Below are 25,437 nucleotides of genomic sequence, written 5' to 3' on the forward strand. Positions count from 1 at the left end.
CCGGTAGCTCGTCAGGCTCATAACCTGAAGGCCGCAGGTTCAAATCCTGCCCCCGCAACCATTCCACTCCCGCATCCGCAAAAGCCGTTCCCCACAAAGGAACGGCTTTCTTGCGTCCGCTGATTTGCGCTCGAAGCCGGTGGCCCCCCGGGAACATTTACGTTTCGCCGCTTTGCGGCGATCGTCACCGGCAGCACCTCTCATCGATAAGTCCGCAACATGGCGAAGCCGCAGCGGACAAGAGCGTCAAACTAATTTCTCGTTGCCTATGCTCGGCGGAAATCTGCTGCCTTGTCGAAGCGCCTCATTCACGCAAGCACGCAGAGCGGCACGATGATGTTGATACTCAAGCCACTCGGCGTCCATTCACGCGCAATTTTGCCTCTGAGCTGGCCGGCAACGGTGGCTTGTATCAAGCGGCTCCCAAACCCTTCGTTGTGCAATGTTGAGTCAGGTGACGGACCGCCATGTTCTCGCCATACAAGGTCTAGCTTGCCGTCCTCGATAGACCATTCAACATCAATGCGCCCATTCGGCGATGACAGTGCGCCATACTTGGTTGCGTTGGTCGCGAACTCGTGCAGAAGGAGGGCAAATGCCGTCACGGCACTACCACGGATTTGTACGTCAGGCCCCTTTGCGGCAAAGCGATGAGGTACGTTCCCCGGAAGGGCGTAGGGCGAAGCATTTATGTCGACGAGGGCATGCAGCGTCGTCGCTTTGTCGGCTGTCGAAGCACGGGATAGATCATGTAGTGTAAGGTCATGGGCGCGCGACAATGCCCCGAGGCGGGACTGAAGCGCTGCCGCCATATCTGCAGGCGTCTTCGCGTAACGCGCGGCCAGCGTCGCGAGGCTGCTCGAAAGCGCGAATACATTCTTGACGCGGTGATTGATCTCTCGCAGCAGCAGCGTTTGCCTCTCCTGAGCGCGTTTGCGTTCGGTAACATCCCGGGCGATTATCGAAGCACCCACAACTCGGCCAAAGGCGTCTCTGACAGAGGAAACCGTCAACGAAATCTCGACCAAACTTCCATCCCGGCGGCGACGGATCGTATCGAAGTTGCTGACATGCTCACCGAGCCGCAATTTCTCGAGGATGGTCTCCTCCTCGCCAAGGCGATCCGACGGAATGAGAATTGTCACGGGCTTGCCGATCACGTCGTCAGCCACATAGCCGAATAAACGCTCGGCGCCCGCATTCCAACTTACGACGATGCCATTCGTATCGTTGCTGATGATGGCGTCGTCGGATGACGTGATAATCGCAGCGAGTTGCTGCGCGGCGTGTTCGGGAAGGGGGTGCTGTCCTGGAGCTGGAATCGCCAGTTGGAGATCCGATCTCTCGTCTCTGCGGTCTGTGACGTCCGTGAAACAGTTGATGGCCCCTTGGACCTTTCCGAGATTGTCCACTATCGCTTCGATATTTACGAGAATCACGATGCGCGAACCATCGGGCCGTTCGACGACGACCTTCTGATCGATCACGGGTTCGCCTGAGCGCAGAACATCCGCCATCGGACATTCCGCGTGCGGAAGCTGACCACCATCGGGGCGATAGAGACCATAGGATCCGCAGAAGCGCTCCTCTGGGTTGTCGAGGTTCGGTCTGCGACCCCACAGTTCGGCCGCTCTCCGGTTGAAACGGATAAGTCGGCCCTCCCTGTTGCAAACGTAGATTGCTGCGTCGAGAAGGTCGAGAATACGGTCAGGTACGTCGAGACCATGCTCGACGCCGACCACACGCAAACGCGGAGGACCTGCGATAGAAGTCGTCATCGATGTTCTCCTGGGCAAATCCGCACAGTCGGCAGAATGCCGTTCGCAACCTATGGCTTCTTGTGTCGGGGCCGGCTGCTGCCGCGCGCGGCTTCGCGCACCACCGGCGACTGCTTGAGTCGCGCCGCTCAGAATCCATACATGCACGAATTGCCGCGGCGCACGAGTCTTCATTAGTGAGGTGGTGCAGTCGAGTGTTCAAGAGCGAACAGGACAGGTTCGTTACAGAAAATACCCGTCGCACGCATGGGCGTTGCGACGGGTGTGAGTGGGACCACGTCAGGGGAGAACCTGACGCACTTCTATTAGTGCTTGGCGTTATCTTGCGCTGTCCAATTTTGGACAAGTCACGTCAAAGCGCAGAGCGAGTCCGCAAGAACGCGCGTTGCTGTCGAGCTCAACTATGGTTCTCGATACTCATCGACAAATGCCGCGATCTCCGGCAGCTCCAAGCCGTAGTTGTAGATGCCCCGGGATCAGCCTGGCCACACCTCAACCAGGATGACGTCGCTATGTCTGATTCCGACAGGCATGCTTGATTAAGTTGCCGTGGGTGCCCACGTGTGAGTGTCCTCGTCGAGGTTCCCCTGAACGAGGCCCCCCCGGAGGCGAGCACATGGCGGACGAAAGTATCAAGATCGCCCACCGCGGTGGATCGGTCGCGGCTGATCAGGCTGCATTCGATGCGGGCCTGCGTGGCCACATGGTGCGGGTCTACAATTACTTGGCTTCGGGGCTTGCCCTCTCGGGCATTGTAGCTTTCGCACTCTTCAGTTCGCCCGATTTGGCGGGTATTTTTTTCGAGGTGGCGCCAGACAATCGCGTCACCGGCCTTAATATACTGGGCTGGATCGCAATCTTCGCCCCTCTTGGCCTTCTTCTGCTGACCTCGTTCCGCGCCGCGCAAATGGGGGTGACGTCGCTCCTGGCGATCTACTGGTCAATCACGGCGCTGATGGGCGTTAGCCTATCGTTGCTTTTGTTCACCTACACGGGGGCATCGGTTGCGCGGGCGTTCTTCGTGACGGCAGCTGCGTTCGCGGCACTCAGTCTCTATGGCTACACCACCAAGCGCGATCTCACGGCCGTAGGTAAGTTCCTCTTCATGGGCCTGATTGGGCTGGTTCTGGCCAGTATCGTCAACCTGATCTGGCCGTCCGGTGTAGTGAGTTTTGTCATCTCTGCCGCTGGTGTCCTGATTTTTTCCGGCTTGATTGCCTTCGACACGCAGAAGATCAGGCAGCAGTATTCCGAGGCTTTGGGCGGCGAAGCGATGCGCAAGGTCGCGATCTTCGGCGCGCTGAGCCTCTATCTCGATTTCGTGAACCTGTTCCAGTTCCTCATGAGTTTCATCGGCCAACGACGCTGACCGACGTTCGATGGCGCTCCGCGTGTCCCACCAGACTCATCTGCGGATGAGGATCGGCTGCTGACGCGGGTCCGGCCATCGTGCGGCTGTTTGTTCGGCCAGGTACAAGCCCAGAAAGCCGGATCCCAGCATCAGCCCCAATATGACTATGATCGTCAGTCGCTGTGTGCTCATCGGATAGCTCGCCGTCACCCGGGAACGGTACGCTCGCAACCTTCTGCGAGAATGGACGGTCGGCAGCACCGGCGCTGTCCGGTTTTGAACAGTGTCGATTGCAGCGGCTTTCACGATCTTCGTCTGGAAGCTGGCGATCAGAAAACAAGGCCACGCGGGGATTCTCGCCAAAAGCACATCACTATCGGAGCGCGCAGCGCACGTTGCTGCGAGCTGTCATCCGCGATCGGGGGGGCGGCCCCGACGTTCCGAGTATCAGCTGTGTGTGCGGTTTTGAACTGCTCATCGCGACCGGAGCCAATAGTGTGCAGCTGGCAAATCCGATCCGAGACGTTGCGGCGTCGACATAAGTCTCCGCATTCGACTGACCGGCAATAGAGGTTAAGACGGATCCGGTCGCAGAGCGAATCACCCGCGTTCTTGCTTCCTGCGTAACCGCTTTTTGACCGCTGAACGTGTCCGATCGTATGTGCTGCATTGAACGGCCGGTCGCCCTCGGATCCGACAATCGTGTGGATTACCGGTTTACGGTTTTCGGTGATTACGAACTCTCGCCCGAACCGGAAGGAGTGAGGTACGCCATGACGTGCATATCTATTGCCGCGATGGCCATTCGGTGTGCTCAGGAGGATTTGTGATGACGGCACTTGCCAACAAGATCGCCATTGTTACGGGAGCAAGCTCCGGAATTGGGCGCGCGACCGCGCTGTTATTCGCGCAAGAAGGCGCGAAGTTGATCGTGAGTGCGCGACGTCAGTCTGAATTGAAGACGCTGGTCACCGAGATCGAGGCAGCTGGGGGCCGTGCCATTGCCGTCGCCGGCGATGTGAAGGACGAAACATTGGCGGAAGAACTGGTTCGCACCGCCACCAGTCGTTTCGGGGGCCTCGATATTGCATTCAATAATGCCGGCATTATCGGTGATATTGGGCCGATTTCTGATTTGTCCTTGGCAGGTTGGCACGAAACGCTCGACACCAACCTCACCAGCGCGTTTCTGAGCGCGAAGTACCAAATACCCGCGATGATGGCGCGAGGTGGTGGCTCGCTCATCTTCACGTCCTCGTTCGTCGGCTACACGGTCGGTATGCCCGGCATGTCGGCGTACGCGGCCAGCAAAGCGGGATTGATCGGTCTCACGATAGCCCTCGCCGCTGAATTCGGCCCTCAGGCAATTCGGGTAAACGCGATCCTGCCCGGCGGCACGGATACGCCGGCGAGCATTACGAACGCACCGGGAGCCGGTCCAGAAGTGCTGGCGTTCGTCGAGGGTTTACATGCCCTGAAGCGCATGGCGAAGCCCGAAGAAATTGCGCGGTCAGTTCTTCACCTCGCGTCGGACGCCTCGAGCTTCATTACGGGCACGGCCCTTCTGGTCGACGGCGGCGCGTCGATCAGCCGGAGCTGATCGCGGTAACCGAATGGCGCATGCGCCGGGAAACGGCGGATGCGCCACCCACCCAAGGCACGCCAATGTACAGAGCTTACTACAGCAGCGTCCTGGATCACCCGGCAACCGAAGTCTGGAGTCTGGTCCGAGACTTTGACAACTATCCGCGCTACATCCAAGGCGTCACCGAGAGCGTCATCGAAGATCACAAGCGTGGTGACGAAGTTGGCGCCGTGCGGTGCTTCCGCTATGGCGGTATCTGGATACGTCAACGCCTGACGGCTCATTCCGACGCCGACCGCTCCTTCACTTATGCCGGCATGGAGCAGTTTCACTTTCCGATCAAGGAATTTGCCGACGCTCCTGCTGCTGTCGATTACCAGGGCACGCTGCGGTGCACGCCGATCGTCGATGGCGATCGCACGTTCGTGGAATGGTTCGTGGAGTTCAAGAGCGCGCCCAGCGGTGCCGTGCCATGGACCAATCTCCTCGTGGAGCTTATTGCACAATGGGTCGATTCCCTGCGTCGTGCGCTTGCCGGTGCTCATCATCACTAAAGGATGAGTCGCGATCGTCTGTCATCGAGAACGCAGCGAGGGATGACGGCTATGGTCCGTAACAGGGACTGAGCGAGGTTGGTGCCGATCGCATGAAGAGTTCTTTCATCTGGCGATGCTACCGCCGTCAAGGTTGGCGCTGTTTCGCGGCTCCTGCAGGAGCATCGGCGATCGGGGGCTCTTGGTGGTGAGGAACGGCGTGGATCTCCGTGCACCAAGCTGTCGCTCATAGACGGTAACGTAGTCCGTCGCCATTCGCCGGCTGGTGAACCGCCGTTCGAAGCACCGTCGAACGGCCGTGCGATCCAGACGCACTATGTCCGGCAGCGCCGCGACAGCCTGGTCGACCGTCTCGACGATCAGGCCCGTGACACCGTGATCGACAACCTCTGGCACTGAGCCGGCATGAAACGCCAAGACCGGCGTGCCGCAAGCCATGGCTTCGATCATCACCAGGCCGAAAGGCTCCGGCCAAGATATGGGAAACAGCAGCGCTGCGGCTTCGCCGAGAAAGCGCTCCTTCTCCCGCTCGTTGATCTCGCCGATGAATTCGATGTCCGGTTGTTTCAGCAGGGGCGCTATGCAGTCGCAGAAATAGGCACGGTCGGCTTTATCGACCTTCGCCGCAAGTTTTAAGGGCAGGCCTGCCTTACGCGCAATTTCGATCGCCAGATCAGGACGCTTCTCAGGCGCCATGCGACCCAGGAAAGCGAGGTACCCTCGGCCACGCCCATGCCGATCCTCCCCAGATGAAAAAGTTGGCCGATACAGATCCACCGGCAGGCCGTGATGAACAGTAGCGACAAAATGGGCGGTCGGTATCGGCCGCCGTTGGGCATTCGAGATCGATACGAGCGGCAGGTCCGGGAACGCGCTGTACAATGGCGGTAGTTCGGGCAAGTCCTGCCGTCCATGCAGCGTCGTGAGCACGCGATCCGCGTGCGACCGCATCAGAGGGTAGTGCATGGCATCGATATGGAAATGCAAGATATCGAATTCGCCTAGACGCTGCCGTACCCGGTCTAGCATGATCATGTAATAAGGAAGTGGGTCATGCATGTCCGGCCTGAGGCGCAGAGCTTCGGAAACAACTGGCACCAGTTCGGCTGTGGTGATCGACGTGCCGCTGGCGAAGAGCGTCACGTCGTGGCCCAAGGCGACCAACTCCTCCGTAAGATACGAGACGATGCGCTCTGTTCCCCCGTACAGCCGCGGCGGCACGTCCTCAATGATCGGAGCAATTTGCGCAATACGCATCCTCTTCCCTTTCGCGTTCAGCACCGACTATTGCCACTGGTTTCAAAGAATCCCGAAGTAAAAAAGGTGGCGTCCGCCGTCGAATTAGCTGATGGCGCGGCTGGCGATAACACCATCGCCCCTCAGTGGGAATCGTGACCCCTCCGGTGAGCGGGATGTGCCTTCAATGTCGTGGGACCTGTCCAGCGCCGGCTGAACTTGTAGCGGGACACAGGGCAACGGACTGTCCGGAATAGGACAGTTCGAAGCACGTCGATCCGCTACGAATACCATCCGATCGATCTCAGTCGCACGCGTTCCGACGAATGGGCTGCAGGCCTTGGCTGGTATCGGTTTTGATTTCCCCGTCGTTACGCGCAATGCACCTCTATGGAGCAGACACCATGTATGCGGTCGTGATCCGCGTTACTCTGGTTACGCTGCTCGGAGCGACGAGCGCACCGTCTGTGGCAGCATCGGTCCATCTTCCGGTCGACTCGATGTCGGGCCTGCCGGAAACCAGCAAGACGCACCTCGATCCTGGCAGTGTGCGTGTGCAGGTGGAAATGCAGGATGGCCGAATCCGCTTGTTGACCGCGGCGATCGAGGCTGCGGTCCTTGCCAGGCGGTTTGAAGATGCCGACCGCCTTATGATCGAGGGTTTGACGCGCTATCCCGCGTATGAGGGATGGGCCGACTATCGGCACCGGTTGGCTGCCGCGCGTCAGCGCGATGAGCAACAGGAGCGCGAACAGAGCAATCGGCGTGAACAGGCCAAAGCGCTGGTGAGCGAGGCGTATCGGATGGCAGCGCAGGGCAACTACAATCGCGCTGCCGCTATTTTAACCGATGCCAATGAATTGGCACCGGGTTTGCCGGGCATTGCTGTCGCGCGGGCGGATATCATACGCCAACGCATCGATAGCCAACGCCAAGGCGACCGTCTACGCCAAGACGGCGAAATCCGCGATATTGCTACCGCCATCGAGGTGGCGATTGCAGGTAACCGTATCGCTGACGCAGAGCGCATTGTGGCCGAGGCGTCCCGGCACCATACCACCCATCCGGGCTGGGACAGCCTGCAGCGTCGGGTGGCCAATGCCAGGCAGGCGGCAGATACCGAAGCGACCGCTACCAAGCCGATTGACGAGCTGGCTAAAGAAAATCGACAGCTCACGGCGCGGGCTTGGGAGTTACTGACACAATACCGCGAGGCGATGGCCCGCAACGATCTCGACACTGCTGAAAGGGCCGTCATTGAGGCGGAGGGCATCGGCGGCGGGTCAAGCGAGGTGGTTGCTGCGCGCGCTGAATGGGCGGCGGCCAAACGCAGGGAACACGGCAAGGACTGAGCAGGACCACTGCTGCACGCTGCCCCCGAGATGGTTGGCGATCGAGACTGAAGTTGGCGCTCGCCACAGAACACATCTGGCTTTGGTCGCGAAACGTTCCCTCTATTGGGCGGCTGCTGCTGTCTTTGCGCGGCCGGCGTTCACTAACCAGCCAAGGGCCGCTTGTGCGTGGCGGAGATCAGCAACGGCGGTTCGCAAAGCTTCCGACAAGCTCTGGAGGTCGTCATCCAGCTTGAACGTATCGAGGTTCGCCGCCTCGACACGTTCCTGCAAGGAAGCTAACTCGGTCGTCAGCTTTCTCAGCAGTGTGCGCTGTTTCAGCGGGAATGTACGCAAGCATCGGTTCGCGCCGGGCAGAGCGGTCATCGTGCCCCGACTTTCCTCGTCTGGCCGGAACTGCACGGACACGACAGATCCTCCCTTAGATTAGGTCCACCGGTACGCCACCGGACGAAACTGATACGTTAGAGGTCATGATTTTCATATCTGACTGGAGCGCTATCGACTGTCCAGTTTGAGACACTTGGCGTCGGCCGCGTCGATGCCGGCGCTTGCGGATCGCTGCGATGGCGAAACTCCGGCAGGTGCAACCAAAGTAGTGTGCCTGATCGCGGTAACCGCAAGGAGTGGTATGGTCTCGATCCGGGGGACCGACAGGCGTTATGGAACGGAATAGCGGTGCAAGCTAGGATACGCAACGCCAAGGCCACTGCCCTGACCAGTGGAAAGGTGGACTCCAGAGAATCGAGGGAGGCTGATCATGCCCCGCAAGGCGTCCGGCAAGGCCCGGCCACCTCGGAACACCGGGATAGCAGTGGTGGGAAGTGCCGCAAGGGCAGCGAGTACCGGTATGCCCATGGCCGCGGCGAAAGCCGGTGGTTTTGACGCACAGCAATTCCTGGCATCGGTTGGATCCGGGCGGTCCAGCATGAGCCACAAGGCTAAGGACATCGTCTTCCAGCAGGGTGATCCCGCCGATGCTGTTTTCTATATTCAGAAGGGCAGGATCCAGCTCACTGTCGTGTCTGAGCATGGCAAGGAGGGAATAGTCGCGATTCTAGGCCCAGGAGATTTCTTCGGCGAGGGATGCCTGGCCGGCCAGCCTCTGCACATGGCGTCAGCCGGTGCGATGGCGGCCTCGACGATAGTCAGGATCGAGAAGGAAACGATGATCCGCATGCTTCATGAACAGCCGGCCCTGTCGGAGATGTTCATGGCGTTCCTGTTATCGCGCAACATCCAGATCGAGGCCGACCTGGTCGATCAACTGTTCAATTCAAGCGAAAGGCGACTCGCCCGCCTTCTTCTGCTATTGGCGAATTTTGGCAAGGAAGGAAAGCTGGAGACGGTAATACCGAGGATCAGCCAGGAGATACTGGCATCCCGCATTGGAACGACGCGTTCGCGGATCAACTATTTCATGAACAAGTTCCGCAAGCTCGGCTTCATCGAGTACAATGGCACCTTGAAGGTGCATTCCTCGCTATTGCGCGTCGTCGTGCACGACTAGCTGCACATCGCTTGCCCCGATCGAGTGACACCGGGCAAACGTCACGCAGGTTGCCGTGGCATCCGTCGGACAGGCCGCGTTGGAACACAGTTCGCCGACGACGGGCGTACCACCGTCAACCGTGCTCAAATGCAACGATCTGTTCATAATTGAACAGTGAGCGGTATGTCCTGCTGATACATCTATGGTCCGAGGGTAGGCACTTCGTTTGACTTCGGCATCGGGTTGTACAACCAGCCGTGAAGGTCGCCTCCTGCGTAGATAGCGGAATGCCGCAGCACCACCGGAGATTGTCATGGTCGAGATCACGCAAGGTAGGCGTAACCGCAGCCTGTACTTTGTCGCCGGCGTCGTGGCAGTGGTTGTCGGAATCCTCACATTCCTTTTCTTCAACGGCCCGCTCGGTAGCCCACAAGAGCGCGGAAGCACCATAGGTGTGCCGAAGGCGCAATTGCCGTCATAAGGAGGCAACCGCCATGTCTGTAGAAAGCCTTTTCGTCATGCTGATCGTCGGCCTTGTTGCCGGCTGGGTGGCCGCGACCTTCATCAAGGGTGGCACTCTCAACCTCGTCGGCAACGTGGTTGTTGGGGTTGTGGGTGCGTTCATCGGCGGCTTGTTGCTGCCCACATCGGAGACCCGCATTGGTACTGGTTTGGTCGCCGCGATCGTCAGCGCCACCATTGGCGCCATGGTGCTTCTAACTCTTGTGAGATACTTCAGGCGGACCTGACAGGTTTCCGCATTGCCATCGGGATGGCCGCCTGGCTACGAAGCGATGAGCCGCAAACCAATCAGGGTCAACATGCTGGCCAGCACGGGGAACAAGAAACGCTCGGAAATGCGATTCGCAAAATGGCTACCGATAATGATACCGGGCAAAGATCCAAGCAATAAGGCGCCGACAATGTACCACTCCACGTTACCGATCAGCCAGTGGCCGAAACCCGCCACCAGGGTCAGGGGCACAGCATGTGCGAGATCGGAACCGACAATACGAATGGATGGCAGGCGTGGGTAAAGAAAGAAAAGAATGGCCACACCGAGGGCGCCGGCACCGACCGAGCATAGCGATACGAGCCCTCCCAGGATCGCGCCGAGGATGACTGTGATGGTGCCGGCATAGCGTGTTTGCGTCGGGTTATCGGCACGGGCCAGAGCATAGTCACGAATACGGCGGCGGAAAAAGATCGCCATGCCCGCGATGATCAGGGCGATCCCGATCGTGATCGAGATGATCGCAGCCATCATCGGACTTTGCTTCGGTATTTGGGACAGAGTCCAGATCGTAAGCACGGTGGCGGGAACAGATCCGGCCGCCAGGAGTCCAGCGACTCCCCAGTCCACATTTCCCTTTCTGGAATGAATCGCCGTGCCTGCGGATTTCGTCATCGCAGCGAACAGCAGGTCCGTTCCCACGGCCGTGAGGGCAGGGACGCCGAAGACCAGCATGAGCAGTGGGGTCATCAATGAACCACCCCCCATGCCGGTCATGCCGACAATGACGCCGACGCCAAACCCGGAGAGTGGATAGAGCCAGTCCATGATCGCTATCCTCGTGTGGTGTTCCGATCGTGCCTGAGTTTGGCGATTCAGGCCCGATACCTGATGCCGGCGCATTCTTCGTGATCTTGCTTGCGTTCGTGCGGCGAGTTCAGCGAAGACGTAGGACACCAAGCCGGTAGACGTCGGTCGGATAGAAGTATTGATGCATGGCGTCATCGCTTCTGCCACAAGAGCGCACACGATTGCCCGCCGCGAGCGCACATTAACAATTGCGGTCACGACGACGCCTGGAGGCTCATGCCGCACGACACGTCACTGCTTGCCACCGTCGTATTGGGGCTCGCGCTTGCGGCCTGTGGCGGTTTCTTGGCGCGCAAGCTGCGCCTTCCGCCCCTTGTGGGATATCTCCTGGCCGGTGTCGCCATTGGTCCTTTCACACCCGGTTTCGTCGGGGAGGTGAATCTGGCGGGTCAGCTTGCCGAGATTGGCATCATTCTTCTCATGTTTGGCGTCGGCCTCCATTTCTCGATCGAGGATTTGCTGGCGGTGCGACGGATCGCTCTGCCGGGTGCGCTTGCACAGGTCATGGTGGCAACAGCCATTGGTACCGGCGTCGCGCTGATCTGGGGCTGGAGCCCAGCCGCGGGCGTCGTGCTCGGATTGGCGTTGTCATGCGCAAGCACGGTCGTCCTCCTGCGGGCTTTGGAGGATCGCAGTGCGCTCGACTCGGTCAACGGCCACATTGCGGTAGGCTGGCTAGTTGTCGAAGACCTGGTGATGGTCCTTGCCCTGGTGCTCCTGCCCGCGATAGCAGGTCCATTGGGCGCCGATGCCCATGGCCTGGCCGCACGGCTGGCTGGTGGTAGCATTGGGTTGGCGTTTTTATTCACGATCGGCAAGGTGGCAGCGTTCATCGCGCTCGTATTCCTGGTGGGAACGCGAGTTGTTCCCTGGGCATTGGCGCAAGTCGCCCGAACTGGCTCACGGGAACTCTTTACGCTTTCTGTCCTAGCGCTCGCGCTGGGTATTGCTTTTGGCTCGGCAGAACTCTTCGGAGTATCTTTCGCGCTTGGAGCGTTCTTCGCGGGCGTGGTCCTCAGCGAATCGGACTTCAGCCATCAAGCGGCGGCAGACTCGTTGCCTCTCAAGGACGCTTTCGCGGTGCTGTTCTTCGTTTCGGTCGGCATGTTGTTTGATCCAACGGTATTGGTGCGCGATCCCCTGTCGGTCGCCGCCATCGTGCTTGTGATCGTATTCGGCAAATCGCTGGCAGCCTTCGCCATCGTGCTCGCCTTCGGTTATCCGCTGACGACAGCTCTGACCGTCTCGGCAAGCCTAGCCCAAATCGGGGAGTTCTCGTTCATTCTGGCCGGGGTGGGCATTGCACTCGGTGTCCTTCCCCCGGCGGGCCGCGATTTGATTCTAGCAGGCGCTCTACTCTCAATCACCGTCAATCCGATCGTGTTTGCAGCCATTGATCCTCTCACGGCGTGGCTTCGCAGGCGGCCGCGCTTGCTTGCGCGTCTCGAGCGACGCGGGAGTAGGTTAGCCACCCTGTCCGAAGGGAAGCGTGGCTCAGACCAGCAGGACCATGCTGTGATTGTTGGGTATGGTCGGGTAGGCGGCGTTCTTGGCGAGGCACTCAAGGCGCAAGGTTTGCCGTTCGTGGTGGTGGACGAGAACCGGCGACGTGTCGAAGAACTCCGACGTCGAGATATCGCTGCCGTGTATGGAGATGCGACGGCAGCGGGTGTACTGGAAGCTGCCGGCGTTGATCGTGCGCGTTTGCTCGTCATCGCCGCTCCCAGAGGATTTCAAACACAGCGTATTATTGAACTTGCGCGACAAATAAACCCGCAAATCCGGACGGCAGTTCGCACTCACAGCGTGGGTGAACTCGCGCACTTCGAGCGACAGGGCGTGGGTATTGCCATCATGGGCGAGCGCGAGATCGGGTTGGGACTCCTTGACTATGCACTCCAGAGCTTCGGTTTCTCCGAAGAGAGAACTCATTCTGTTGTGCAGCAAGCCCGAAAGACCGGTGAAGGAGGAGCGTTCGAACGACGTCCAGCCGCGGGACTGTCAAGTACATCTCCCGAATTGCAACCGCGTCAGGAAAAGAGCGACATTCAGTGAATTCTTTGAGTGAGGCTAGCGGTAGTTCGGCGCAAGCCGCCGAGTGCGGGTACTCATCTAACCGAACAGCGGTTTCCACCAATCTGCGCTCATCATCACCAGCAACACGATCGCCCCAATTGCGAACATTGCTGCGATGATCAATCCCTGGAGATTTCTGGACATGGCTTCGCCTTCATGAGGACCAACGTGGAAGGGCTGTGTAAGTTTCCCAGCGGCCGCGGAACATAAATGGCGTCTTTCTGAAGTGTTCAGAAAGGGACAGCGCGGTGCCGGTGGATGGGACTAAAGGGTGAGTATCCATGCCATCTGTGGCTCAGAGCCTTCACGAGGAAGCCCTTGCTCCTCCATTGCCGCGATATGGGCCCTCACACATCTCGATCTCACCTGTAGGTAAATCGAAGGAGATCGCAAATGGCGAAGATTGATAAGCGCGAACTTCTGATCGTCGACGCATACGTCGAAAAGTACCGGCTCTCGCCGGCCGAGATGGGAGAGATGTGGCTTTCCATCGGCCAGCTCTCCAGAACCCTCGGTGAAGTTATCGACGAGTTGAACTCGCAACATCGAGCGGAGAAGTCGAAAAAGCTATTCGGTGACTGAGCCATCGAGGTGATATGTCTGTTTGAGGAAAACCCCTGTCCCAGCAGCTCTGATTCCTCCACCGTCGCGATCGCGCTTGCCAGATCGATCGTCAGATCGTGATCGTCGCTTTATGGTAAGGACGAGTCTCCTTGCGAAGGAAACCAGCTTCGCTACATATCTGTCCCGATTGCGCCTTGCTGCAGGAGTACTTTGTCGCCTGCCTCCGTCAGGCGTATCGCGCCAGTGTCCTCGTCGATCTCGATGAGGTGCCGCTTCTGAAGATCGCCGACAATTTTCACGAAGGTGCGGCGGTCCATGCGCAACCGTTTCAGACAGTCCTCTGCCTGGGCGACAAATGGGTCCGCAGCGTCGCGGATCGTTTCGAGGACGCGGCGTTCCATGGTGAGGCCTTTCTTGATGTGTCCGGACAATTCGCCGATGGGTCTAGTGGTAACCCGCGTGGCCGCCTGGCATGGCCGGAGCTGCGTCGTTCTGCGGCCGCTCGGCAATCATGACTTCAGTGGTGATCAGTAAGCCGGCGACCGACGCCGCGTCCTGAAGGGCGACACGAACAACCTTGGCCGGGTCGATGATGCCAGCTTCGATCATGTTCACATAGCGCTCGGTCTGGGCATCGAAGCCGCTGTTCGGGTCTTTCGCTTCCAGCAGCTTGCCGACGACGACAGATCCATCGACCCCGGCATTTTCAACGATCTGACGTAGCGGCGCCTCGAGGGCGCGCAGCACGATGGTGATGCCGGCGCGCACATCTGGATTGTCGCTGGTGAGCTTGGTGAGGGCAGCCTTGGCGCGCAGCAGTGCGACACCACCGCCCGCGACAATGCCTTCCTCGACTGCCGCGCGCGTGGCGTTCAATGCATCGTCAACGCGATCCTTCCGCTCCTTGACCTCGATCTCGCTGCCGCCGCCGACACTGATCACGGCAACACCGCCAGCGAGCCGCGCAAGACGCTCCTGAAGTTTCTCCTTGTCATAGTCCGAAGTCGTCTCCTCGATCTGCGCTTTGATCTGAGTGATCCGGGCCTCGATGCTCTTCTTCGTGCCGGCGCCATCGACGATGACCGTGTTGTCCTTGGAAACGGTCACCTTCTTGGCTTGGCCAAGCATGTCCAGGGTGACGTTTTCAAGTTTGGTTCCGAGATCCTCGGAGATGACCTGGCCACCGGTCAACACCGCGACATCCTCCAGCATGTCCTTGCGCCGATCGCCGAAGCCTGGCGCCTTGACGGCGGTGACCTTCAGGCCACCGCGCAGCTTGTTGACGACAAGCGCGGCGAGCGCTTCACCTTCGATGTCCTCGGAGACGACAAGCAACGGCTTGCCAGCCTGGACGATTGCTTCGAGTACGGGCAGGAATGTCTGGAGATTGGCGATCTTCTTCTCATGGAGAAGAATGTAAGGGCCCTCGAGTTCGCTCACCATTTTCTCGGCATTGGTGATGAAGTAGGGCGAGAGGTAGCCACGGTCGAACTGCATCCCCTCGACGACCTCGAGTTCGGACTCGATTGATTTCGCCTCCTCGACGGTAATCACACCCTCGTTGCCGACCTTCTTCATCGCTTTTGCGATCATGTCGCCGATCTCGCGTTCGCCGTTGGCAGCGACGGTGCCCACTTGCGCGATTTCCTCCGAGGAGCGGACTTTCTTGGCACGCCTGGCGATGTCCTTCACCACCTCGATGACGGCGAGATCGATGCCGCGCTTGAGGTCCATCGGGTTCATGCCGGCGGCCACCAGCCTGGCGCCTTCCCGCACGATCGCCTGCGTCAAGATGGTGGCAGTCGTGGTACCGTCACCGGCGGCATCGTTCGTCTTGCTGGCGACCTCGCGCACCAGCTGGGCGCCCATGTTCTCGAATCTGTCCTCGAACTCGATCTCCCGGGCGACGGTGACGCCGTCCTTTGTGATGCGCGGGGCGCCATAGCTCTTGTTGAGAACGACGTTACGGCCCTTGGGGCCAAGCGTCACGCGGACCGCATTGGCGAGGATCTCGACGCCGCGCATCATCTTCTCGCGGGCATCGGAGGAAAAGCGTACGTCCTTGGCTGCCATGACATCATATCCTTGTGTTGAGAATCGACGGCGCCGAGCGTCGGACTGTGCGGAATTTCATCAGGACGCACGTTCAACTGCCATGGCCGGACCGACGGGTTGCTTTGGCAACCCGTCGCGCTTGGCACTCTTCGTGGGAGACTGCTGATTTGGGACGGCCGCTGCAGCGTTTCAAGGCGGTGCTACGGAATGGCAGTGGTTTTCTCACGTGTGTCCAATGCTCACTGATCGATTCCTGGATGTCGCGCAACGCCGCCGTTGATGGATGCCTCCATGCCCCGCACAACAGGCAACACTAGAGGTTGTGACAGATCGCGACTGTTCTGTTTGGGACACTGGTTCTCGACGCTGCGGCGTCACATAGCATTCAGGGCGCGCCGTGATGACCGCTCACGGTGACGTCGTCGTTGGCTCGGAACAGTGAGTTTCGGCTGATGGCACGCTTGGCCAGAGTACCGATGACGCCGGCCTTCAATCCATCAAGAGGAGTATCCCATGCTTGAATTCGACAAACGACAGATGGAACAGCTTGTCGCCGCCATTCTGGCGAGTGGCACGTCCGATCCGGACGGGTCGAGCTGGAATATGCTGGTGGAGCGCTATCGCAACATCTTGTCGCAGGTTCGTCAGCATCCGCAGGGAGCCGACGGAGATACCCCTTAGCGCGCCGGTTCACCTGCAGTGGCCGCTTGCGATGCAAGGCCTGCCGATCAGCCCAGTGTGATCCGGACAACGTGTGAGATGCCGTCGTCGCTGAGCGGTAGGCGCAAGGGTCTATCCGCGATCAAGCGGCCGTCCTGGCTGGCTGCAACGATACCCCGGCTGACATGATCGGGGTTATCGACCCGGATTTCGTAGTACGCAGAGCCGTGTCGTAGCATGATCTCGAAACTCGGCCAGAGCTGCGGAATGCAGGGGTCGATGCGCAGCGTCGCATCCTCCATGCGCAAGCCGAGGATGCTCTCGATTCCGGCACGCTGCATCCAGCCGGCCGAGCCGGTGTACCAGGTCCAGCCGCCACGCCCGACATGGGGTAGAGTGCTATAGATGTCGGCGGCAACCACGTACGGCTCCACCTTGTAGCGATGAACGTCCGTGCGCGTGCGGGCATGATTGATGGGGTTGAGCAGCGAGAAGAGACGCAGCGCCTTGTCCCCTTCGCCGAGCGCTGCGAATGCCATCACTGACCACAGCGCGGCGTGGGTGTACTGCCCACCGTTCTCGCGGATTCCCGGCGGATAGCCTTTGATGTAGCCGGGATCGACCGCGGCCTTGTCAAAGGGAGGCGCAAAGAGCAGCGCCAGTCTTTCTTCGGCGTGGATCAGTTCGTGCTCGACGGCCGCCATGGCATCGGCGGCGCGCGTAGCTTCCGCGGCGCCCGAGATCACAGCCCAGGACTGCGCGATGGAATCGATGCGGCATTCCTCGTTCTTCGACGAACCGAGCGATGTTCCGTCGTCGAACCAGCCTCGCCGGTACCAACCGCCATCCCATGCTTCGCTCTCGAGTGAGGCACTGAGGGCACAAGCGTGAACCCGCCATGCGCTCGCGCGCGCAGTCTCGTCGCGCCGATCGGCAAGGGGTGCGAAACCCGTCAGCACCGTGTGCAGGAACCAGCCCAGCCAGACGCTTTCCCCTTCTCCCTTAGCGCCGACACGATTCATGCCGTCATTCCAGTCGCCGGTGCCGATCAGGGGCAGGCCGTGCCTGCCCCTTGCAAGGCTCTGATCGATGGCGCGGGCACAGTGCTCGAACAGGGTAACCTTGTGGTCGGAAGTCGTCGGCTGGAAGAAGCTGTCGTGTTCATGTGCCGCGAGCTTCTGACCTTCCAGGAACGGGACCAGTTCGTCGAGTATGGCCGCATCGCCTGTCACGAGAACATATTGCGCAACCGCGCAGGCGAGCCACGCCCGGTCGTCCGAGATTCGCGTGCGTACCCCCTGGCCGGAATGCGGTAGCCACCAGTGCTGCACGTCGCCTTCCACGAACTGGCGCTCGGCGGCGCGCAAGAGGTGCTCGCGCGTCACTGCCGGGCGTGAGGAGGCAAGCGCCATGCCGTCCTGAAGTTGATCACGGAAACCGTAAGCCCCGCTCGCCTGATAAAACGCAGAGCGAGCCCAGATGCGGCAGGCGAGTGTCTGATAGAGCAGCCAACCGTTCAGCATGATATCCATTGACCGCTCGGGCGTCTTCACCTGGACCGCGCCCAGGACGTCATTCCAGTACCGGTTGACCTCGGACAACACTGCACCGAGATCGGCCGCGCGATAGCGAGTGATCAGGTCCCGAGCGGCCTCCGTACTTGCGGCGTCGCCCAGCAGGAAGACGAGCTCGACGGCGCCGCCAGGAGGCAGTTCGATCGGCCCTCGCAGCGCGGCGCAAGGGTCGAGACCGGCTCCAACGTTCTTGGATAGCGGTGCTGTGCCGGCCAGTGCCGCCGGGTTGGCCAGTGCTCCGTTGCGGCCAATGAACTCGCGCCGATCGCCCGTCCAGTCCATTTGGTGTCCGCCGAAATCCGCAAAGGCGACGCGCGACCCGAAGGCGGGATTCCACGGATTGCGCCCGAACATCGCGCCTGTGGCAGGATCGATTTCGGTCATCACAAAGGGAACTGACGCCGCCCGCGACGGCCCCAGACTCCATTCCGCGTAAGCGGTCACCGAAAGGCGCCGGGCGCGGGCCGACGTATTGCGCAGTTGTAGACGCGAAATCTTTACCGAGTCGTTGATCGGGACATACTGGAGGAGATCCGTTGCGATTTCGTGTGCAGCATACTCGAAGCGGCTATACCCGCGGCCATGCCGCGCGACATAGGTCCCGGTCTCGTTGCGGATCGGTAGTGCCGTCGGGCTCCACAAGTCGCCGGTGTCATCGTCGCGCACATAGAACGCCTCACCTGGGCGATCGGTCACGGGGTCGTTCGACCACGGCGTAAGCTGACGTTCGCGGCTGTTGACCGACCATGTATAGCCGCTGCCCTCGGTCGCTACCTGGAACCCGAAGCTGGGATTGGCGACGACGTTGATCCAGGGCATCGGCGTTGACTGCCCAGGGCCGAGGATCGTTACATATTCCCGTCCGTCATCTGCGAAACCGCCGAGACCATTGAAAAACTCGAGCGTCGGCACAGGCGGTACGACCGGGGACGAAACGGCTGGAACGTGTTTCGGTACGAAACGGTCGGACGGAGAGGCGGGCGACACCCGTTCCAGCTGATCGGAGAGGCGACCCCGTGCGCCGACGAGCACCACCCGCGCGACGGATGCGAGCAGGGCTCGGCTTTCCACTGACATCAGATCGGCCCGCAGCACGAAGACGCGGCCAGGCGGCAGTTCGACGCCGGTCTGGGGCCGTGACCGGCTGGTGCGAACCAGGGTTTCGATCGCAATCTGCAGGTCCTGGACGTAGGAGGATGCGCGCTCGTTCAGGATTACGAGATCGACAGCCAACTGCTTCATGCGCCAGTACTCGTGCGCCTGAAGCAGTTGGCGTGCGATGGTGAGTTCCTCCGTGTCGGCAATGCGCAGGAGCATGATCGGCAAATCACCGGAAATCCCGTGCGGCCATAGTCCTGGCTGCGCGCCGATGCCGCGTCGGATCGTATCGGAGGACGGCCGCAACGCCGACGTGGCGTAGAGAAGGTGTCCCGCCAGCTGTTGGAACAGGGCGGCTTCCCCCTGGGCAATACCGAGGTGATGGAGCTGAACCTGTGCCTGGCTCCAGGCCAGCGTGGCGGCACGTCCGAAAGCGGTGACGTCGCGGTGCTTGTCGACAGCATCGAGGAGAGCCTCGCGCGACGCGGCGATGAGCGTCCAGAAGGTGATGCGCACGGTGGCGCCCGCTGCGATCAGCAGGCGGCGGCGCAAGGCGAACACGGGGTCGAGTACAATGCCGACCGTATTGGAGAGCGGCCGTCCGTCGAGCAGCGCGTTGGGCATGTGGACCCCGCAGCCGCGGCCGAGGAAGCGGGCCCTGTCGGTCTCGACCTCCATCTTGCCGACGGTTTCACCATCGACGACGGCAAGGTGCGCGGCCCAAATTTCCGGTTCATTCGGCGCACGCCGCCGCCGGGTCGCCAGTATAGCGCCGACATCGGCGAGATACTCGGTCTGGACGAACAGCTTGGAAAAGGCCGGATGCGCTACGTCGGCGGCCTGCGGCGCCAGCACGAGTTCGGCATAGGACGTGACCTCAACCTCGCGTACGCCAATGCCGGAATTCGAGATCGAAACACGACGGACCTCACCGTCTTCTTCCGGCGATACCAGCACTTCGAGTGTTGTCGTCAGCGTGGCATCGCGGCGCACGAACTCGGCTCGGCCCTCACTGAATACGACATTGTAGTCATCTGGTTTGGCACCGATCGGCTGAGCGGTCGCCGACCACACGTCTTCGCTGCGAACGTCCCTGAGAAAGATATATGAGCCGCTGTCGTCGCACGTGGCATCGTCGCGCCACCGGGTCACGGACAGATCCTGCCAGCGGCTGTAGCCCGAGCCAGCGGCCGTGAGCATCACCGCATAGCGTCCATTCGAGAGCAGGTGCGTCGTGGGGGTAGCGCCATGCGCGCTGGTCAGACGTCGGCCGCCGGGTTGCTCGATCTCGTGGGCTCGGACGGTGGACTTCGCCTCCGCAGCCCACGGACGGACCACCGCCACGTCGCGTGGCGTGCGCTCCTGCAACAGCAATTCTGTTGCTTGAATCATGGGGTCGCCGTGGAAGCGCGCCCGCATGGCGCCATCGAGCAGGGTGTCCGCGATAGCGACGATCGACATGCCCTGATGATGGGCCATGAAAGCACGTACGATCGCGACCTTGTCGCCCCCCGGAACCCGGATCGGGGTGTAGTCCAGTGCCTCGTAGAAACCGTAGCGACCGCGCGCGCCAATACCGGTGAGCCGCTCGAGGTTTCGTGCCGCCGCCCGCGGATCGACCATGCTCGCGAGCGCTGTAGCATATGGCGCGATGACGATGTTCTCTCCCAAGCCGCGCTTCAGTCCGAGATCGGGGACGCCGAAGTTCGAGTACTGGTAGGTAAACTCCAGATCGCGGGCGTTGTAGGCGGATTCCGACATTCCCCAAGGGACACCGAGCTTGGCTGCATGATCGATCTGCCGTCGCACGATCAGGCGGCTTGTTCGCTCAAGCAGGCTGCCGGCCGGCGCGCGCATGACGAGCGATGGCATCAGGTACTCGAACATCGATCCGGACCACGAAATCAAGGCCGCACCGTAGGCAACCGGCATAGCGGCACGACCGAGATGGAACCAGTGACGGGCTGGCACATCGCCCTTGGCGATCGCCATGAAGCTTGCAAGGCGCGCCTCGGAGGCGAGGAGATCATAGCAGTTCGTGTCGAGGGCCCCCTCCGGCACCCGGTAGCCGATCGACAGCAGTTTGCGGTCACGGTCGAGCAGGAAGCCGAACTCCATTTCCAGTGCGGTCGCTCGGGCGGTCTCTTCAAGAACCGACAGCCGTACTGTTGCGGCGCCATCTGGATCGACTGAAGAATCAAGATCCTGACAGTGAGTCTGGATCGCTTTGCGGACGGCTTCGGCCCAGAACATCATGTCCGCACCGGCGTCGTCTCCGCGTTCGGCCGCCAGCGTGCGGGCAATATCGGCCAAGGTCTCGGCCTGGGGGCTCAATCTCGCAAGCCGTCCCGCAATGTCTTCGCCGGCCGCGGACGTGCGGCGGAGGTCGTCGGCAAACCTGGCGTGCGCATCGTCGAACTGATGCCAAGTTACTGTCTGCGTTCGCCGTCCGTCGCGCAGAAGATCTGCTTCCGCGCTAAAAAGGTCGAGAGCATCCTGGATACCAGCAAGGCGCAGCGTGGGGGTGGCAGGCGCCAGGCGCCACGCCTGGCATGCATTGGCGAGCGCGATCAGATGCCCGGCCAAATTACCGCTGTCCACGGATGAGATGTACGGAGGGTCGAGCGGCCGCAGATCACGCGTATCATACCAATTGTAGAAATGGCCGCGGAAACGCGCCAGGCCGCTCATGGTTGAAAGCGTTGCCTCCAGTCGCTCGATCGCCTCTATGGTACCGATCCAGCCAAAGTCACGGGCGCTCGCAACCGAGAGGAGATAAAGGCCGATATTCGTCGGCGAGGTGCGATGCGCGAGCACAGGAGCCGGGTCCTCCTGGAAATTGTCAGGCGGCAGCATGTGATCCGTCGCCGTCACAAAGGTCTCGAAGAACCGCCAGGTGCGGCGAGCGGTCAGCCGCAAGGCGCGGGCGTCGCCGGCCGACACGCTGAGCCTGCCCGCGACCATCGGAGACAGGCTCGTCCAGCGCGCGATGGCCGGCGAGGCGATCCACAGTGCGGCGAGCGGTGCAGCCAGGGACCATGTACCCTGTTCCGACAGGCCGGCGACGACCACCGCCAGAGAACCGATAAACGGCGCGCCGGCCATCCTCCGGTAGAAGGCAGCGAGGTTGAGTTGCGGGCCGACCGTCGCCTGCGCTGCCGGAAGCCATTCAAGCAAGTGCCTGCCGGTGACCCACAAGCGGACCAGCGTTCGTGCGATCGCATCGCCCATCAACCACGCCTGGTGCGCGAGAAAGACGACCGTGAGAGCGGACAAGGTAAGGGCAAGCCAGAGATCACTACCGAGTGCGCGGAGGTGGCTGCGCACCGTGATCCCGGCATGGCGCGGCACAACGGCGCCAATGACGGGAATGAGGGTTGGCAGCATGATTGTCGTGAGGACGAACGTGGTCCAGACAAATGCGACGTCGAACCGCACGGTCCATCCCGCGAGCAGTGCGAGGACGGCGGCGGGTGCCGACAGCGTGCGCCGGAGATTGTCGAGCATCTTCCAGCGGCCAAGCGCTGAGAGGGCGCCATTCGCCGGGTCCGTACGTGAGCCCCGTCCAAGGATCCACGGCAGCAGCTGCCAGTCACCGCGGGCCCAGCGATGGTGCCGCAGCGCGGCGACGTCGTAACGGGCGGGGAACTCCTCGACGACCTCGACATCGGAGGCCAGCCCGGCGCGGGCAAATACACCCTCGAACAGGTCATGGCTCAGCAGCGTCGATTCCGGCACGCGACCAGCGAGGGCAGCCTCGAAGGCGTCGATGTCGTAGATGCCCTTGCCGGCATACGAACCTTCGCCGAACAGATCCTGATACACATCGGAAACGGCGGCGGCGTATGGATCGATGCCGCTTGTGCTGGAGAAGATACGCTGGAACAGCGATCCTTCGCGGCCGACCGGCAGCGAGGGCGTAACTCGCGGCTGCAGCACGGCATACCCTTCAATGACCCTGCCGCCGCCGGCGTCGAGCCGAGGTCGGTTGAGCGGGTGCGCCATCTTGCCGATCAGTCTGCGTACTGTGTCGCGCGGCAGCCGGGTGTCAGCGTCCAGCGTGACGACATAACGGACACCCGTGGGCACTGCGGGCGGCTGCCCGCCTGGGCTTAGGAACGTCGTATCAATCGCGCCACGCAGCAGCCGGTTGAGTTCGTGCAGCTTGCCGCGCTTGCGCTCCCAGCCGATCCATCGTGCTTCGCCGTCGTTTCGCATCCGCCGGCGATGGAGCAGCAGGAAGCGGACGCCACCGGGTGCCGGGCCGTGACGCCGGTTGAGGCGAGCGATACCGTCCACGGCTGCTGCGAGAAGAGGTTCGTCGTTCGGTGTGCGTTCGGTGGTGGCATCAACCCAGTCGGACAGCAGTGCGAAATGGAGATCGCCCTCCGGACTCGCGAGGTAGTGGATCTCCAACCGCTCGATCTGCTCCTCGATAGCCTCCGACGTGGTCAGCAATGTTGGTACCGCCACGAGAGTACGCAGGTGCGCAGGGATGCCATTGCGCAGCTCCAGTGCCGGCAGAAGTGATGCGCCGACGCCTCGCGTCACGCCCCGATTCACCAGCGCGATCGCCGCATCGATGGCGGGGATCGCCCCAAGCGCACCGAGCAAGGCGACCCATGGGCCCGCCACCCCCATCACAGCGAGCACGAACAGCGGCAGGGCGAGGAGGACGGCGGCCACAAGGGCAATGGCGGTCACGTATCCGCCGACGCCGAAAGCCCGGTACAGGCGGCCCGGCCATGTGTACCACGGCGGCCGAAAGCCGATCTTTGCCTCGAAAGCGCGACGTCCTCCCGCCAGAAGATAGAAGCCAGGATCACCCCGGCGAGCGTCTGTCATGCCCGATGTTTCGGCTGAGACATCCTTTGCCGCCAGAACGGCACCGTGCGCAATGTCGAGTTCCGTGCTGTTCGAATACCGAGCCAGCGCCTCGATGGCTTTGCGGTAAAGATCGCGCGTTGGGAAATCCATCGTCTGAAAGGCGCTGCCGGCGGCGAGCACGCCATCGACGAGGCTGGTGCGTTCGAATAGCTCTGTCCAGTCGACATCCGAGATCAGGCGCATGCTCGTGATGATGTTCCGCACCGTAACAGTCGCGGCACTCTGCCTTTGGTGCTCGTCACGTACGATTGCATCGGCCGTCACGCCTTGCATTGCCAATCGCTGGTCAAGCCAGGTCAGGGCAGGGGTGATCGTTGGATCCTGGTCGCGCAGCCTGTGAACGAGTTGAACGGCGAACGCGTCCACCAATGGTGTGCGATCGTGGTCCGCGAGTACGGCTGGCGCCGCTTCGGCGTCGCGTCCGCCGGTGCCCAGCAACCGGTCGGCCCGGTTGTCCGCCTCCTGACGTGCGCCGCCGCTCTGTACGATCCGTTCGGCGATGCGCCTGAGGTTCTCGACCAGTACGATCCTCAAGGTGATCGAGGCGGCCCAGAGCTCACCAATCGTCAGCGGCTGGATCTCCTGGTAGGCGCGCACAAAGCGGCAAAACATGTCAGGGTCAAAGCGGCTGTCGGTGTGGGCGACAAAGGCCCAAGCGATGCCGAACACGCGAGGGTATCCAGCGAAAGGTCCAGCCGCCAACTTCGGCAGCTGCCGATAGTAACCCGGCGCCAAATCAGACCGGATCTTGCGGATCTGCTTCTCGACGAGATGATAGTTGTCGATCAGCCACTCCGCGGCGGACGTCGTGGCGCGTCCAGCGTCCACTGCCATGGCGATACTGTGGTAGCAGTCGAGCAGCACGACGCCGTTGTCAGCCAACCGTTCCGCTAGCGGACGACGCTTGGCCGGCTTCGAACCGACGGCCTGAGCGATCGCCAGACTCCGGGCGTGTTCCTCGAGACGCTCAATGCTGAAAAGCTCCTCGCGGATCGCCTCGGCGCTGTCCCAGGGCGACGCCGAGGACACGCGACCGAAGGCGCGGGCAAAAAAACCTGTCAAAGCAACCCTTCTGTCGCGCCTTGCGCGTGCTGAGCCTGCCGGCTCGCGGCGTCGCACGCTTGACTATTCAAGGTCGACGTCTTCGCGCGGCACCGTAGCATCAACAGACGTCGGCGGCCACACGCGATCGGCGTGCCAGGTGTTGCCGGGACTATGGATCGCGCGAGACGGTGCGAGTGGCCGCGCGAGATGTGGAATGGCCGGGCCAATGCGAGAAATACACAGAACTTTCGAAGGGGCCTCGCAATGTGTAGTTCAGTCCCCATGTATGTTGGTGCAATCGCCGTCCCGGCTGTACCTGGCCAGCCAGCCTGTCGTTAGATTCCTCTCCCGGCGCTTCGAGCGGCGATTGTTGTAGCCGGGACCGCTGGTAACCGGGGGACCCACACTGGCGAACGTGCCTGCAATTGATCTGACGGGACGCTTGTCTTGACATTGTGATTGGTTGCCGCCCGCCGTGCGCTTCGGCCGGGTTCCCGCGGCAGCGGGATACCCTCATCAACGATGGAA

17 protein-coding genes are annotated in these 25,437 nt (G+C 61.2%); 10 read left to right on the plus strand and 7 right to left on the minus strand.

The genetic code is table 11. The features are described from left to right. Positions 1-308 precede the first annotated feature (308 nt). Complete coding sequence (locus tag FQU96_RS22960) at positions 309-1,778, minus strand: PAS domain S-box protein (protein WP_146543687.1); 1,470 nt, start codon at positions 1,776-1,778, stop codon at positions 309-311. Positions 1,779-2,394: 616 nt separating this feature from the next. Here FQU96_RS22960 and FQU96_RS22965 point away from each other — a divergent pair. From FQU96_RS22965 to FQU96_RS22975, 3 genes are all read left to right on the plus strand, one after another. Continuing rightward, positions 2,395-3,147, plus strand: a complete 753-nt coding sequence (locus FQU96_RS22965; RefSeq protein WP_146543688.1) for a Bax inhibitor-1/YccA family protein — start codon at positions 2,395-2,397, stop codon at positions 3,145-3,147. An 811-nt stretch (positions 3,148-3,958) separates the two neighbouring features. Beyond that, positions 3,959-4,729, plus strand: coding sequence for an SDR family oxidoreductase (locus FQU96_RS22970; protein ID WP_146543689.1), 771 nt, complete (start codon positions 3,959-3,961; stop codon positions 4,727-4,729). A gap of 20 nt (positions 4,730-4,749) precedes the next feature. Then, the gene (locus FQU96_RS22975; protein WP_255468444.1) at positions 4,750-5,268 is read left to right on the plus strand and encodes an SRPBCC family protein; all 519 of its coding nucleotides are present in this window, start codon (positions 4,750-4,752) and stop codon (positions 5,266-5,268) included. 105 nt (positions 5,269-5,373) lie between these two features. On the opposite strand, the gene FQU96_RS22980 is transcribed toward FQU96_RS22975, so the two are convergent. Then, positions 5,374-6,525 carry a glycosyltransferase family 4 protein gene (locus FQU96_RS22980; protein WP_146543690.1) on the minus strand — a complete coding sequence of 384 codons (1,152 nt, stop codon included), beginning with the start codon at positions 6,523-6,525 and terminating at the stop codon, positions 5,374-5,376. A gap of 383 nt (positions 6,526-6,908) precedes the next feature. On the opposite strand from FQU96_RS22980, the gene FQU96_RS22985 reads away from it, so the two are divergent. Continuing rightward, positions 6,909-7,856 carry a hypothetical protein gene (locus FQU96_RS22985; protein WP_146543691.1) on the plus strand — a complete coding sequence of 316 codons (948 nt, stop codon included), beginning with the start codon at positions 6,909-6,911 and terminating at the stop codon, positions 7,854-7,856. Positions 7,857-7,958: 102 nt separating this feature from the next. Here the strand turns inward: FQU96_RS22985 and FQU96_RS22990 are convergent, their stop codons facing one another. Next, positions 7,959-8,264: a hypothetical protein gene (locus FQU96_RS22990; RefSeq protein ID WP_146543692.1), complete on the minus strand. Its 306-nt coding sequence runs from the start codon at positions 8,262-8,264 to the stop codon at positions 7,959-7,961. Positions 8,265-8,712: 448 nt separating this feature from the next. Here FQU96_RS22990 and FQU96_RS22995 point away from each other — a divergent pair, with 448 nt between their 5' ends. The 3 genes from FQU96_RS22995 (at position 8,713) to FQU96_RS23000 (ending at position 10,097) form a co-directional block, all read left to right on the plus strand. Beyond that, the gene (locus FQU96_RS22995) at positions 8,713-9,366 is read left to right on the plus strand and encodes a Crp/Fnr family transcriptional regulator (protein ID WP_146543906.1); all 654 of its coding nucleotides are present in this window, start codon (positions 8,713-8,715) and stop codon (positions 9,364-9,366) included. Between the two features lie 295 nt (positions 9,367-9,661). Further along, positions 9,662-9,829 carry a hypothetical protein gene (locus FQU96_RS42245; protein WP_178130665.1) on the plus strand — a complete coding sequence of 56 codons (168 nt, stop codon included), beginning with the start codon at positions 9,662-9,664 and terminating at the stop codon, positions 9,827-9,829. Positions 9,830-9,842: 13 nt separating this feature from the next. Further along, on the plus strand, positions 9,843-10,097 hold the full coding sequence (locus FQU96_RS23000) for a GlsB/YeaQ/YmgE family stress response membrane protein (RefSeq protein ID WP_146543693.1): 255 nt from the start codon (positions 9,843-9,845) through the stop codon (positions 10,095-10,097). A 35-nt stretch (positions 10,098-10,132) separates the two neighbouring features. Here the strand turns inward: FQU96_RS23000 and FQU96_RS23005 are convergent, their stop codons facing one another. After that, a complete protein-coding gene (locus FQU96_RS23005; protein WP_146543694.1) occupies positions 10,133-10,909 on the minus strand; it encodes a sulfite exporter TauE/SafE family protein in 777 nt (258 codons plus the stop codon). A 258-nt stretch (positions 10,910-11,167) separates the two neighbouring features. On the opposite strand from FQU96_RS23005, the gene ybaL reads away from it, so the two are divergent. Then, positions 11,168-13,006 carry a YbaL family putative K(+) efflux transporter gene (gene ybaL, locus FQU96_RS23010; protein ID WP_146543695.1) on the plus strand — a complete coding sequence of 613 codons (1,839 nt, stop codon included), beginning with the start codon at positions 11,168-11,170 and terminating at the stop codon, positions 13,004-13,006. Positions 13,007-13,420: 414 nt separating this feature from the next. Next, entirely contained in the window at positions 13,421-13,609 is a 189-nt protein-coding gene (locus FQU96_RS23015) for a hypothetical protein (RefSeq protein WP_146543696.1), read from the plus strand. A 152-nt stretch (positions 13,610-13,761) separates the two neighbouring features. Here the strand turns inward: FQU96_RS23015 and FQU96_RS23020 are convergent, their stop codons facing one another. Then, a complete protein-coding gene (locus tag FQU96_RS23020; protein WP_146543697.1) occupies positions 13,762-13,992 on the minus strand; it encodes a hypothetical protein in 231 nt (76 codons plus the stop codon). A gap of 43 nt (positions 13,993-14,035) precedes the next feature. Then, positions 14,036-15,664, minus strand: a complete 1,629-nt coding sequence (groL, locus tag FQU96_RS23025) for a chaperonin GroEL (RefSeq protein WP_146543698.1) — start codon at positions 15,662-15,664, stop codon at positions 14,036-14,038. A 495-nt stretch (positions 15,665-16,159) separates the two neighbouring features. Here groL and FQU96_RS42250 point away from each other — a divergent pair, with 495 nt between their 5' ends. Further along, positions 16,160-16,327, plus strand: coding sequence for a hypothetical protein (locus tag FQU96_RS42250; protein ID WP_178130666.1), 168 nt, complete (start codon positions 16,160-16,162; stop codon positions 16,325-16,327). Positions 16,328-16,374: 47 nt separating this feature from the next. Here the strand turns inward: FQU96_RS42250 and FQU96_RS23030 are convergent, their stop codons facing one another. Next, entirely contained in the window at positions 16,375-24,927 is an 8,553-nt protein-coding gene (locus FQU96_RS23030) for a GH36-type glycosyl hydrolase domain-containing protein (protein ID WP_146543699.1), read from the minus strand. Positions 24,928-25,437 lie beyond the last annotated feature (510 nt).

The sequence above is a fragment of the Reyranella sp. CPCC 100927 genome, assembly GCF_007859315.1.
Taxonomy (GTDB): domain Bacteria; phylum Pseudomonadota; class Alphaproteobacteria; order Reyranellales; family Reyranellaceae; genus Vineibacter.